At 60.5% G+C, this 12,329-nt stretch carries 11 protein-coding genes and 1 pseudogene; 8 read left to right on the plus strand and 4 right to left on the minus strand.

Features of this window, described 5'->3' with window-relative positions; translation table 11 throughout:
* Nucleotides 1-199 precede the first annotated feature (199 nt).
* Together CYJ10_RS11460 and CYJ10_RS33705 are read left to right on the plus strand one after the other, a co-directional pair.
* Nucleotides 200-1,063, plus strand: coding sequence for an alpha/beta fold hydrolase (locus CYJ10_RS11460; protein ID WP_101681641.1), 864 nt, complete (start codon nucleotides 200-202; stop codon nucleotides 1,061-1,063).
* Between the two features lie 225 nt (nucleotides 1,064-1,288).
* Entirely contained in the window at nucleotides 1,289-1,498 is a 210-nt protein-coding gene (locus tag CYJ10_RS33705) for a hypothetical protein (RefSeq protein WP_146002020.1), read from the plus strand.
* A gap of 233 nt (nucleotides 1,499-1,731) precedes the next feature.
* Here CYJ10_RS33705 and adhP read toward each other — a convergent pair whose 3' ends face one another.
* Together adhP and CYJ10_RS35180 are read right to left on the minus strand one after the other, a co-directional pair.
* Nucleotides 1,732-2,760: an alcohol dehydrogenase AdhP gene (gene adhP, locus CYJ10_RS11465; RefSeq protein ID WP_101681642.1), complete on the minus strand. Its 1,029-nt coding sequence runs from the start codon at nucleotides 2,758-2,760 to the stop codon at nucleotides 1,732-1,734.
* A 186-nt stretch (nucleotides 2,761-2,946) separates the two neighbouring features.
* Nucleotides 2,947-3,039, minus strand: a pseudogene (locus CYJ10_RS35180) (type II toxin-antitoxin system RelE/ParE family toxin); the annotation flags it as partial.
* Between the two features lie 346 nt (nucleotides 3,040-3,385).
* Here CYJ10_RS35180 and CYJ10_RS11470 point away from each other — a divergent pair.
* The 3 genes from CYJ10_RS11470 to CYJ10_RS11480 all read left to right on the plus strand — a co-directional run bounded on the left by CYJ10_RS11470 (nucleotide 3,386) and on the right by CYJ10_RS11480 (nucleotide 8,665).
* Complete coding sequence (locus tag CYJ10_RS11470) at nucleotides 3,386-6,028, plus strand: bifunctional diguanylate cyclase/phosphodiesterase (protein WP_101681839.1); 2,643 nt, start codon at nucleotides 3,386-3,388, stop codon at nucleotides 6,026-6,028.
* Nucleotides 6,029-6,721: 693 nt separating this feature from the next.
* The gene (locus CYJ10_RS11475) at nucleotides 6,722-7,654 is read left to right on the plus strand and encodes a helix-turn-helix domain-containing protein (protein ID WP_146002021.1); all 933 of its coding nucleotides are present in this window, start codon (nucleotides 6,722-6,724) and stop codon (nucleotides 7,652-7,654) included.
* A 102-nt stretch (nucleotides 7,655-7,756) separates the two neighbouring features.
* The gene (locus CYJ10_RS11480; RefSeq protein ID WP_146002022.1) at nucleotides 7,757-8,665 is read left to right on the plus strand and encodes a sensor histidine kinase; all 909 of its coding nucleotides are present in this window, start codon (nucleotides 7,757-7,759) and stop codon (nucleotides 8,663-8,665) included.
* Between the two features lie 187 nt (nucleotides 8,666-8,852).
* On the opposite strand, the gene CYJ10_RS11485 is transcribed toward CYJ10_RS11480, so the two are convergent.
* Nucleotides 8,853-9,251, minus strand: a complete 399-nt coding sequence (locus tag CYJ10_RS11485; protein ID WP_101681645.1) for a nuclear transport factor 2 family protein — start codon at nucleotides 9,249-9,251, stop codon at nucleotides 8,853-8,855.
* Between the two features lie 339 nt (nucleotides 9,252-9,590).
* On the opposite strand from CYJ10_RS11485, the gene CYJ10_RS34085 reads away from it, so the two are divergent.
* The 3 genes from CYJ10_RS34085 (at nucleotide 9,591) to CYJ10_RS11495 (ending at nucleotide 10,927) form a co-directional block, all read left to right on the plus strand.
* On the plus strand, nucleotides 9,591-9,893 hold the full coding sequence (locus tag CYJ10_RS34085) for a hypothetical protein (RefSeq protein WP_180862902.1): 303 nt from the start codon (nucleotides 9,591-9,593) through the stop codon (nucleotides 9,891-9,893).
* A gap of 150 nt (nucleotides 9,894-10,043) precedes the next feature.
* Nucleotides 10,044-10,355 carry a hypothetical protein gene (locus CYJ10_RS35185; protein ID WP_180862903.1) on the plus strand — a complete coding sequence of 104 codons (312 nt, stop codon included), beginning with the start codon at nucleotides 10,044-10,046 and terminating at the stop codon, nucleotides 10,353-10,355.
* A gap of 344 nt (nucleotides 10,356-10,699) precedes the next feature.
* The gene (locus CYJ10_RS11495) at nucleotides 10,700-10,927 is read left to right on the plus strand and encodes a DUF2188 domain-containing protein (protein WP_101681646.1); all 228 of its coding nucleotides are present in this window, start codon (nucleotides 10,700-10,702) and stop codon (nucleotides 10,925-10,927) included.
* A 180-nt stretch (nucleotides 10,928-11,107) separates the two neighbouring features.
* Here CYJ10_RS11495 and CYJ10_RS11500 read toward each other — a convergent pair whose 3' ends face one another.
* Nucleotides 11,108-12,274 (minus strand): MFS transporter, encoded by a 1,167-nt coding sequence (locus CYJ10_RS11500; RefSeq protein WP_257993255.1) that lies wholly within the window; start codon nucleotides 12,272-12,274, stop codon nucleotides 11,108-11,110.
* Nucleotides 12,275-12,329 lie beyond the last annotated feature (55 nt).

The raw sequence follows: 12,329 nt of genomic DNA on the forward strand, positions 1-12,329 counted from the left end.
GAGATCGCCATGAATTCGATGCCGCTGGTCAAGCTGGCATGGAATTACGCCCAATCGAAGACCGCCACTGCGTGCGACGGGCGCCCTAAATTGCGCCATTCCCCGGCGCCTTTTCCGAAAACCCGGGCGATTTCGACAAGGCTTCGTACCGACCGCGGTTCAGTATCACCTTTGCACATATCCCCAAGAGAGAACCCCCATGCTTGCCACGCTTAACGGCACAGAGCTATTTTTCGATATCGATGGTGAGGGATTCCGCCCGACGCGCGGTGCACTGTTGGAAAAGCCGGTGCTGGTAGTGATTCATGGCGGTCTAGGCTTTGACCACGGCTACCTGAAGCCAGGGCTGTCGGCCCTGCGCGATCTGGCGCAGGTGCTGTATGTCGACCTGCGTGGGCAGGGACGCTCCGGACGGCCGCCTCTGGAAACCTGCACGCTCGAACAGATGGCCGACGACGTCGCGGCGCTTTGCGCACACCTTGGCGTGGGTCCCGTGCATGTATTCGGCCACTCGGCTGGCGGTTTCGTCGCCATGCATCTGGCGCTGCGCCACCCCAACCTGGTACGGGGACTGGTGCTGTGCAGCAGCTCGCCGACCGTGCAGCCAATCATGGATGACGGCGACGAGCCGGCGCCTTCGCTGGCTTCTCGCGCTCCGCCCGTAACAATGGCGGTGGCGAGCCGTGTGTTCCGCGGTGACATCACTGCCGACAGTGTGGCGGCATTTTTCCGGGACGTGGGTCCCTACTATGCTGCGCCAGCCCACATGGATGTGCCGCCGACGATCACGGCGCTCAGCATTGCCTCCGTCGACATGATGCGCCATTTCATGACCGTGCTGGCACCGGCCTACGACTTGCGGTCAGATCTGGGTCGCATCGGTGTCCGGACCATGGTGCTGGTCGGCAAGCACGATTGGGTATGCCCGCCGCGCGCGAGCCGGGCCATTGCGCGCGGCATCCCGGGCGCGACGTTAGTGGAGTTTGAGCAGGCCGGTCACTTTCCGTTTTCCGAGACCCCCACGGCCTTCATCAACGTCATGGCGGAGTACTTCGCCAATTGATGGCCACGTGCAGCGAAAGGTCGACCGAAGCACCAACGGCTCCAAAGTGGGAAAACCTGAGCCGTATCTGGACGGCGCCCGGACCGGCAAGCCGGATCCGGGCACCACAGTAAAGCCAGTGCCCAATGTCTTTTCCTCGGCGCGGCTATTTCAGAGCCGATTGCGGCAACGGGACGCGCTGGGCCTGCTATAACGAGGTTTTGCGCCACTGTCATGCAGCCGTCCATGCGCAAGTCCCGCAAGTACCCCGACACCAAGGAACAACTCGCCCGTGCCGTAAAGTCGTTGCGCCAGCGCGGCTATTCGGAGGACACGGTGCTCCAACTCGTGCTAGAGGCGTACCGGGCGCCACCGCCAGAAAAACCATGGGGCCTGCATCCGGGCTGGAACGGACTCAATCCGCCACGTCGGCCGGGTGATCCCACGCCGGAATGACGTAGCACTGCCACGTTGCGCCGGGAAGCTGAGCTGAGGAGTGGCGACGGCCAATTGCATTCGCTAGTCACCCCTTGGCGATCCTAGATGCGCAAGAGTTGCACTATCCGGCATCAGGCCCAATGCCGCCGTTAGCGGTCGTTCGAAACGCGTCCGATGCGGCCCTTCGAACATGAACGGCGCCATCCTGGGTTGCTGCTGTGGGATGGCGCGCTTCGAGAGCCTGAGCGAGGTTACGCGCTCAAGTCGAGTACCACACGCCCTTCGATTGAGCCTTTGCGTAAGCGGGTGAGTACATCGTTAATGTCCTCAAGTGGTGCCGTTGACACCGTCGCCTTGACGGCGCCGTGTGCGGCAAAGTCGAGCGCTTCCTGCAGATCGCTGCGCGTGCCAACGATGGAGCCACGGATGGTGATGCCTTTGAGCACGACGTCGAAGATCGGCGTTGGAAAGTCACCAGGAGGCAGGCCATTCAGCGATACCGTGCCGCCACGGCGCACCATGTTGATCGCCTGGCCGAACGCTTTGGGAGATACGGCTGTAACCAGGGCGCCATGCGCACCGCCAATTTCCTTCTGCAAGTATGCGACCGGGTCGGTCGTCGATGCATTGACAGCAACTTCGGCGCCAAGGCGCCGCGCAAGGTCAAGCTTGGTGTCGTCAATATCCACGGCAGCAACGCGCAGGCCCATTGCACGAGCATACTGAACGGCGACGTGGCCCAATCCGCCGATTCCAGATATGACCACCCATTGACCGGGGCGGGTGTCAGTGACCTTCAGCCCCTTATAGACAGTGACGCCGGCGCAAAGGATTGGGGCGATGTCCACGAAGTTAACGCTGTCCGGTAGCAGGCCGACGTAGTTGGGGTCGGCGACGACATACTCGCCGTAGCCACCATTCACCGAATAGCCGGTGTTTTGCTGCTTCTCGCAGAGCGTTTCCCATCCCTGCAAGCAGTGCTCGCAATAGCCACATGCGGAATATAGCCACGGCACGCCGACGCGATCGCCTTCCTTGACTCGCTTTACACCAGCGCCGACGCCGGAAACATAGCCGACGCCTTCGTGACCGGGGATGAAGGGGAGTGAGGGTTTGACTGGCCAGTCGCCGTCCGCCGCGTGTAGGTCGGTGTGGCAGACCCCAGACGCTGCAATCTTGACTTGAATCTGGCCCGGGCCGGGTGTTGGAACAGGAACCTCGTCGAGGGTGAGTGGCGCTCGAAACTCGCGAACTACTGCCGCTTTCATTGTCGCTGTCATCGCAACCCCTTGCAGAACGAAGGAACGTAGGCGCCGGGTGGCAGCCTAGGAATTTCAAACCTTAGCGTGGGGTGCCGGTCCCTGTGATGAAAGATATCGAAGGTCGATTGAAACGAAATGGTGAGCGGCGCGGCGCGCGAATTTCGGGGCTTATCCGGCGTATTGCGGAAGCCGCGAAATGTTCCTGCCGCATGCAAGGACTACCAATACGGCTCCGCGATGCGCGTGGTAGACGCGGTAGCCGGGACCGCGATCGATCCGCATTTCGACGATTGGCGCGGTGTCTCCACGACTTCAAGTCGGTCTTGAGGCGATATGACCCTTTAGCTTGCCGCTGCCACGTACGTTAATAACCCACGCCGAATCCGACTTTTCCAAGACCGCCTCTGTCTTTGCTATTGCCGTCTTCAAACCAATTGCCCGTCGACTGTGGCGCATTGCGCACAAATTCCTCGCGGTTCACGAACCGCGCGGGTCGTGTTCGTCACGTGATGTATTCGGCTCACGTCTGCGCCGAATCCCTCGTGCTTGGACAGGACCAAAGGGTGTACGGCTTGTCGGGTTCGCTGACCTCGATTAGCCTGCTATCGATGCCGATTCTTTGCTGCGCAAGGATACCCATCTGATGCCAGAACGCTCGACCACCCGATATGGCAAGGCGCTGCGACGGCTGCGCCAGGGCTTTTCCCCATTAAACCTGGCGGCGGTGGCATGGCTGATTACAACGTGGTCGTTCGCTGCGTTTGAGCTCGTGAGTGAGCGGGACCGCCTGCTGCACGACGCCGCAGTGCGTACCGAGGCAGAAGCACGTGCGTTCGGCGCGTACTCGAAGTCCAGCATCCTGCGGCTATCGGAGTTTCTCCTTGACCTGCGGGCGAGTTGGCTGGTCGGCCAGCCGGGTTTCATCGAGTTGGTGCGGGAGCGGGAGAACCTGGTGGTCGACCTGTCGTTCCAGGTGGCAGTGATCGACAAGGATGGTCTGCTCGTCTACTCATCCATCGCCCCGCCGGCCCGCGGCGAGAAGGTCGACCTGAGCAAGCGAGAACATTTCAGGGTCCATCAGAACTCCGGCGGACGCGACATGCTGTTCATCAGCGACCCGGTGAAGGGCAAGGTCTCGAGCAAATGGTCGATCCAGTTTACGCGCCCCATCCTGCGCGCCGGTAGCTTCGACGGCGTTATCGTGGTCTCGGTCAGTCCGGAGCAGTTCGCCAGCTTTGCACAGACGTTTACGACCCTCGATGGCGAAGTGGCGTCAGTCATCAAGAATTCCGGCCAGGTCATTGCACGCGTGCCTGCCCTGGAGGGCTCGCTTGCCAGGGCGGTCAGCAACAGACCGTACCTTGCCAGCGGCTCGCCCCTGTCCGGCAGTTATCGCGCGGTGTCTGGCTCCGAAGGCGTGGAGCGGGTCTTCGGCTATTACCGCATGCCGGAGTTCGGGCTCAATTTCATCGTGGGCGAATCGGTCGCCCGGGTGCTGGCATCCTACGAGGGCTATCAACGCGTTGCCATCGCCAGTGCTATCGCTTCCACGCTGCTGCTGGGGTTGTTGTACTACAGCTTGCGCCGCTCCATGGCCGAGCGACAGCGTCATATGGAAGAGATGCGGCTGGCTTCGCTGGTCTACTCGTCCAGCAGCGAGGCCATGGTGGTGACGTCTCTGGACGGCACCATCATTGATGTGAATCCAGCCTTTTCTGCAGCCACCGGCTACGCCATCTCGGATGTTAAGGGTCGCTCAGGCTATAGCATCGGCGGGGCAGGCAATGCAGCAGCGCTGGCTGAGCGCCTGCGGGCCAGCGTGGAAGCCAAGGGCAGATGGAGCGGCGAAATCTCGATCCGCCGCAAGGATGGCAGCGAATTTCCCGCTTACCTGACAGTGGATACCTATCTGGCCCACGCGTATGGCGAGCGCCGCCGCGTCGCGCTGATCCATGACATGACGGAGAAGCGCCAGGCGGAGGAAGTGATCCGACACCAGGCGAATTTCGACGCGCTCACAGATCTGCCAAACCGCCGCCTGTTTTTCGATCGCTTGGGCGAGGAGATCGAGCGCTCGCGCGGGAAGCAGGATGTGCTGGCGCTGCTGTTCATCGACTTGGATCGCTTCAAGGAGGTCAACGATACCCTCGGCCACGATCAGGGCGACCTGTTGCTACTGGAGGCGGTACATCGCATTTCGGCATCGGTGCGCCGTTCGGATACCGTGGCGCGGCTTGCCGGCGACGAGTTCACGGTGATCCTGCCCGCGGTTGGCGATGCCGGCGTGGCCGAGGACATTGCCAAGGAGATCCTGGAGCGTATTGCTGCACCTTGCCGCTTGGCCGGCGAACTGGTGGTCGTGTCGGCCAGCATCGGCCTGGCCCTCTACCCCCAGGATGCCGACACCGCCGAGGCGCTGCTGGTATGCGCCGACCAAGCGATGTTTGCCGCCAAGAAGGAGGGCCGCAATCGCTGGAAAGTCTTCACCAAGGCCCTGTTGCAAGCGGAGAAGGAGCGTTTGCGTATCACCCAGGACCTACGCACGGCGCTGGCCGCCGGGCAATTCGCGCTGCACTATCAGCCCATTATCGATTTACGCACGGGCAAGGTGTGCAAGGCCGAGGCCCTGATTCGCTGGAACCATCCGATACGCGGGGCGATCCCCCCGGCCGATTTCATTGCGGTTGCCGAGGAATCCGGCCTGATCATTGACATCGGTCGCTGGGTGTTGACGGAAGCGTTGGAGCAGGTTATCCGCTGGCAGGCGCAGATGGGCAAGGACTTCCAGATATCGGTGAACAAATCACCCATGGAATTCTGCGCGCCCGCGAGCGGGCCGGAATCGTGGTCCGGCATGATTGCGCGCAAGAACGTGCCGATTGGCAGTCTCGTCATTGAGATCACCGAAGGCTCCGTGATGGAGCAGAGCGCCGATGTCATGGATCAGCTCTCCCGTTTCCAGGCCGCAGGCATCGAGATCGCACTCGACGACTTTGGCACTGGCTACTCTTCCTTGTCGTACCTCCGGCGCCTGGACATCGATTACATCAAGATCGACCGGTCCTTTATCCGTTCGCTGACACGGGGTCCGGATGACGTAGCGTTGTGCCACGCCATCATTAGCATGGCGCATGCACTACGCATTCGTGTGATTGCCGAGGGGGTCGAGACCGAGTTGCAGCGCGACATTCTGGTGGCTGCTGGATGCGACTACGGACAAGGCTATTTCTTTTGTCCGCCGGTGGACACCCGTGCATTTGAGGCCTTCGTGGGTGCCCTAACTTGAGGTTGAGCGGCATTTCAGGGGCGAAGTCCATGGCGGCTCCATCCACTCGCGAAGCGCTTCGCATGCCGCTGCATGAACTGGCACTGGCTTAGGTCACAGAGCGCAGCAATATGAACGACCGTCCAATTGGCGAGCGGTCGCCGACTCGTGCATTGTGGCGCGTTACCCGGTGCCTATTTTGTAGGCAGTCCGATGGACTGGGTGCCAGAAGCGGCAGAACACCCAGCTCGCACGATGTTATCCACAGAAACTGTGGATATGTTTGCGTTCTGCGACTCCGCGTCGCAGGTGGTGCGCACGTATACCTCACTTTGCCCGCGTAGCGCAGCGTCGCCGGGAAGTGTGGCGAGGATGGCGTTGAAGGTCAGAAGGCGCTGTACAGGGGCCTGCTGTTGCTGCTTGAGGCGCTGTCGACTTGATCTGCGCAGACCCCGCAGGGCCGGTTACCGTGGACCATGGACATGAACGCGAGGCCTACACAATTCCTGGAATGGCGGGCGGCTGCGTCGTCGCGGCCATCGCATTTGGGCGGGGCGTTCGAGTGCAAGCACCGTGTTAGCCGCCGCAGTAAATGGCCAGAGGCGGTCACAGATACTCAACAACAATTCGTTACTACGTGCGGCTGATGCAACTCGCAGCGCCGCCCGAGGTAAATCTATAATGGCGGCCGGAAGATAAGCCTCGAGAGTACTGGTGGCATTTGATCAAAAGCAGTCCGCGTCAGGAAGCGACGAGTCCATATGGGACTCCTCGCATATGCATGCGGACGTCAGGCAGACCATCACTAGCCGCGCCCTGAATTATTCACCTATAGGGATTTCGCGGGTCCGCAGCGATCGCCGGAACAACGGATTGACTGACCCGTACGACCGGCACCCCGCTTACCTTGTCGTCCTGCAGTTGCGGCCTTTCGGTGAGCAGAACCTGTGGGTGTCCGGTCGGCCAGCGCCGCACGCGCCTTACGGGGCGGGGTATCTGGCGGTCTATGATCTTGAGCGCGCGTGGCAGTCGGACCTAATCGGTCAATACGACTGCATGCAGTACTACATTTCTCAGACAGCGCTCGATGAAACGGCGACGGATCTCGGTGTCAAACCTATTGCCCGCCTGCATTGTCCGCCCCATCTCACAGTCGCAGACCCTGTTGTTCATCATATGAGCCAGGCGCTGTTGCCGGCGTTAGAGAATCCGGAGCGGGCGTCGACTCTCTTTGTTGATCACATGGCGTTGGCGCTGCGTGCTCACCTCGTACAGGCCTATGGCGGCGTGCAACTTCCTGCGCGACGCATTCATACGCGGCTAGCGCCATGGCAAGAGATGCGCGCGAAGGAACTTATTGTGGAGAATCTGGATGGCGAGATCTCCCTGGAGATGCTCGCCGAAGCCTGCAGGTTGTCCAGAGCGCATTTCGCCAAGGCGTTCCGCGCCACCGTTGGCATGCCACCCCATCGCTGGATGGTTCTTCAGCGCATTGAGCGGGCCAAGCAGTACCTGCTGAGAAGCGACTTGACGCTCGGTCAAATTGCCCAGGTGTGTGGCTTTTCCGATCAAAGCCACTTCACGCGTGCGTTTGCTCAGACGGTGGGCGCAAGCCCCGGTCGCTGGAAGAAGGTGCATCAAGAATAGGCGCCGCTTGGCACACGATTGTTCAAAAACCGGACTTTTGTTCTATCCCGGGTCAGCGGGCTGTCGATACGCTTGGGCTTTCTCAAACAATGGGGCGGGCAAATGACGGACATCGCAACCGACACCGGCCGGGGCGAAGCCTCGCCGGCAGCAGCGGGAGCCGCAGTTCACCGCGACGCCGTCAGGCTCGTCCGAGAAATCGCACAGGCGATGGAGTGCCGCATTCTGTCGCAGGCGAGCAGCGGTACACGTGTACCACAGATCCATGCCACGTCGATTCCGAACCCGTGGATGGACCAACTCGTGCATCTTTCCCGTGTTGCCGCGCTTGGCACGCTGGCAGCCTCCATCGCTCACGAGCTCAGGCAACCATTGACCAGCATTAGGGTTGAGACCTATGCGATGCAACGTTGGATCAACCGTGCCGAGCCAAACGTGGCGGAGGTCGCCGAAGGGATTCAGCGCATTCAAGCCAGCGCGGAGCGTGCGGAACAAGTGATACGGAGCCTTCGGGCGCTCATGCGTCAAGAGCCACCGTCTTATCATTCCTTTCAGCTTGATCAAGCCATTCTGGATGTCCTGCCCCTTGTTGAGGTTCGTTTTCACGACACGGACATCAGACTACGGCTCCATCTCGACGCCGCAGTACCACCGGTGCATGGGGATCGTGTTCAGGTTCAACAGATCGTCCTGAATCTCCTCCTGAATGCCATTGATGCGCTAGGAATCAGGCCACATGGCACTGGCGCAAAGATAGACCTCCACGTCGGCCTCACCGAGCACGGTTTGGCCCGGATAGAAGTCGTCGACAACGGCGTCGGCATCGACCCTGGCAAGCTCCCCCACATCTTCGACCTCTTCGTTAGTACAAAGCAGGAGGGCATGGGTATCGGCCTGGCAATCTGCCGCATGATTGCCGAAGCCCATGGCGGCACCATCCAGGCGGCGTCTGGCGAAGGCAAGACTGCGTTTACGGTCACGCTACCGCTTGCGCAAGAAAAGGGAGCTTGACTCCGCCCCAACTTGCTTTACCTGCAGCGAAGCCACTGGGAATTGGCGGGACAGCTTTTCGACGTTGTCCATTCCATGCCGTCACGCGTGAAAGACGCTCTGCAGACACCCGTGTTGATCGTTCGCCTCGAACGATCAAACTCGACATGCACGCTGCTTGTCACGCGGTGATGGCGACAGCGAAGGGCTACAGCAGCCGCGCCGCTGTGTCATAGAACCCGCGCCAGCGCACGATCTTGCCCTCTCGCATGGTGAAGATGTGGACCCACGGCACGACGTACGCCTTTCCGCAGTGTTTTCCGCTGCACTTGACCCGGCCTTTCACCTCGCCCACCACGACTAGCCGGTCGCCGCATTCGATGAACTCCGTTGGCTTGAAGTCATGCAACTCTTCGTCCTCGCCCATCTGCCGGAAGACTTCCCGAATCTCTGTCTTGGTGCGGCGTGGGCCGGCATAGCGCAGTTCGGACTGTGGCCCGACGAACTCCCATTCGACCTCGTCAGCAAACAGCGCCAGCAGATTTTCCTCCTTGCCGGTGCGATAGGCCGCGTACGAAGCCTTGGCGATCTCAGTGGGCGTTTCCATGATTGTTCCCCTCTTGTTGCAGGCCGTTTATTCTGCGTGCCCTGCGTGCAAGTAAAGGAGGGCATCAACGGGTTTGCAAGGCTGCGGCGAACCGGCGCACATGGTACGCCGTGTGAACGCAGCGTTACTGCAAGATGCGGTGCACTTGAATGCGTCTTCCCCAGACCAAGGATCTGCCGAGCGAGATGCCGGCAGGTGCGCCGTGCTTCGCGAATTGCTGCCTAGCTTGCGCATCCCGTTGGTGGCATGAGAATCGATCGACTAGCATGGATACACCCTTTGGCGGACCACTAAGGGACAACCTGCTAGTAACGGTAAGACGTGTCAGGAGGTGAAATTATGTTTCCCACAAGGATTGAGATGTGCGACCACGACGGCGATGGCGTGCTGATCATTCGGGATGACGGCGCCTCATTTTCTGGTGTTGCGCTCGAACTTTCGAATCTCTTCGGTGAAGACGTGGTTGCCGACCTGGACAAGCAGCAGTTGCTCAAATGGTGTGAGACGGTCGCGGCGCATCTACGCCAGCAAGGCGTTGAGCCACGCGAGGGAGGAACGGAGGGGTACGTCCACAAGACGCTGCTGAGCCGACCGAAAGAAGACCCCGGCGTCGATGCGCTGGTGCAGACAGCGGCAACCTGATGCTGCGAGACCATCTCGCGGTGGCCAAACCAGGAAGGCGGACGCGCGGGAGCGGACGATTAACAACGCCAGCACCTTGTCCGGCGCCATTGGGCAGGCCTGTGGCGTGATAAATGGTGGCGTTGCTGATGGTGGGGCGTCACGCCGACGATGCGGATCCCCGCCCACACCTTTGGCGCCAATGCGGCTCACAATGCGGTCGTCTTCTTCGTCGAAAATCACGTCGATGTCGTGAATATCGGCGTTGGCGGGAACGCGGTACTGGGCGAGATTGTGCTTCATGAACCGACCGAACCGGTGATCGCTGAGTGTCTCCTCGAACAACGTCCGGTCGATATCCCAGCTAATGCTCCCGGCGTGCTGCGGTACAGCAAAATTTGGTTGTCTCGCCGCCGGAGCCCGCCGGCAGACAATACGCGCCCAACGGGGTTTAGAAAGCGTTCCACGTATGTCACTTGGTGACATAGGGCACATTCAAAGCTCTCGCACAGACCCTATGCTTTCCCCAAATTACCCAAAACCCTGATACCGATCGAGATCGATAAGGGCTACGTGCTGTGAGGATTCGCCTGGGCCGCTGATACCGGACACACTATGAGCCCTCAGACGGCGTCCACAAAGACAGCCCCCATGTCTGCGAGTCAGAAGACATCGCTTCCTATCCAACGTAGGAAGAAGCGATCGACTGTGGTCTGGCTTGGGTGCGGGAACGGAGCGAACTTTTTAGGATGGAGCGTGTCGGACGCCTTCCTTGCGACGCAGAGCGTGACCAGGCACATCTGGTTCAGAAAAAAAGGAGTCCCTGCATGGCTTCGAACATTCACGTCGTGCCAACCGAGCGCAATGGCTGGGCCGTGGAAGAAGAAGGGAGCGCCGGCCCTGCGAAGCTTTACAACACTCAGGAAGAAGCCATCGCCGCTGGCACCGAGCGTGCCAAGGCAGACAAGGTTGAACTGCTGATCCATGGCTTCGACGGACGGATCCTCGCGCGGACTGACTTTGGCCATAAACCGCGTACCTTCGGCACTAAGTGACGAACTGATGCCGACAGTCCCTTTCGGAAGGGATCTGCTGCGGCACGTGGTTTATTGTTTCCAATATTCACTTTCGCGGTAATTAATCTCTGTAAAACACCGGGCGTACTCGGTCTAACCTCAATGGCCACCCCGACTTCCTGACCAGATTGAAGTGGTAATGTGAATCAAGAGCCATTTTCATGTGTTGGATGGAACGGCGTTGGGCTCGCCGTAAGAGGTCAGATAGGCAAGGACGGCCGCCAGAACGAGCAGTGCGGCGCTGGCCTCGAGCGTGCTGCGATAGCCAAGCGTGTCAAACAGAACGCCGCCGACGGTGGACCCCATCGCAATCGCGAGCTGAACAACGGCAACCATGAGCCCGCCACCGGCCTCCGGGTGGTGGGGAAACGTGCGCGTGATCCAACTCCACCAGCCGACGGGCGCCGCAGTGGAGACCAGCCCCCACAGCGCCAAGAGCGCGAAGACAGCGCCGCGTTGATGCCCGAAGGCGATGAGTGCCACGGCGATGGCAGCCATGAGCGCCGGGATAGCGATAAGCGTGAAATAGAACGCGCGCTTCAGTACCGTACCGATGACCATGGTGCCGAGGAATCCGGCCGCGCCGATGACAAGCAGCATTACGGACAGCGTAGACGCGTTCACTTGGGTCACAGTCTCAAGGAATGGCCGGATGTAGGTGAATAGCGTGAACTGTCCGGCGAAAAATATCGCGGCGGCCAGCATGCCACATGCCACGACCGGTCGACGCAAATGGGCAAACACATGGCCTGACCCGCCGCTACGCGATGCCACTGGCATGGCGGGCAAACTGATCCATTGCCATGCGAGAGAGACCAACGCCACGGGCACCAGACAGTAGAACGCCCCGCGCCAGCCAACGATTGCCCCGAGATAACTGCCAAGCGGCGCGGCAACGACCGTAGCCAGCGCATTCCCGCCGTTAAAGACGGCAAGCGCCCGTGGCACCTGGTGAGGCGGCACCAGTCGCATGGCAGTGGCTGCGGACAATGACCAGAAGCCACCCACCACCACGCCAATCAAGACACGACCGGCCATATAGACAAGGTACGTCGGCGCCAACGCGATGACGGCGCCTGACAACGCCATCACGCCTGTGAGGCCTAGCAGTAGGATCTTCCGATTCATACTGCCCGCCACCGCCGAAATGAAAAGACTGGTGACGACGGCAAAGGCCCCCGAGATCGCGATGCCCAGGCCAGCCATCCCCTCCGATACCCGTAAGTCCGCTGCCATGAGCGTCAACAGGCTGACGGGCATGAACTCCGACGCGATCAGTGCGAATACACAGAGGGTCATCGCGAAGACGCCGCTCCAGTACGCCATTTGCTGGGGCGGTGGATCGTGCGTGTGGGAAGGGTGGGGACTGCTGACCGACGCA

It is taken from the genome of Cupriavidus pauculus (genome assembly GCF_002858765.1).
Classification (GTDB): Bacteria; Pseudomonadota; Gammaproteobacteria; order Burkholderiales; family Burkholderiaceae; genus Cupriavidus; species Cupriavidus pauculus_B.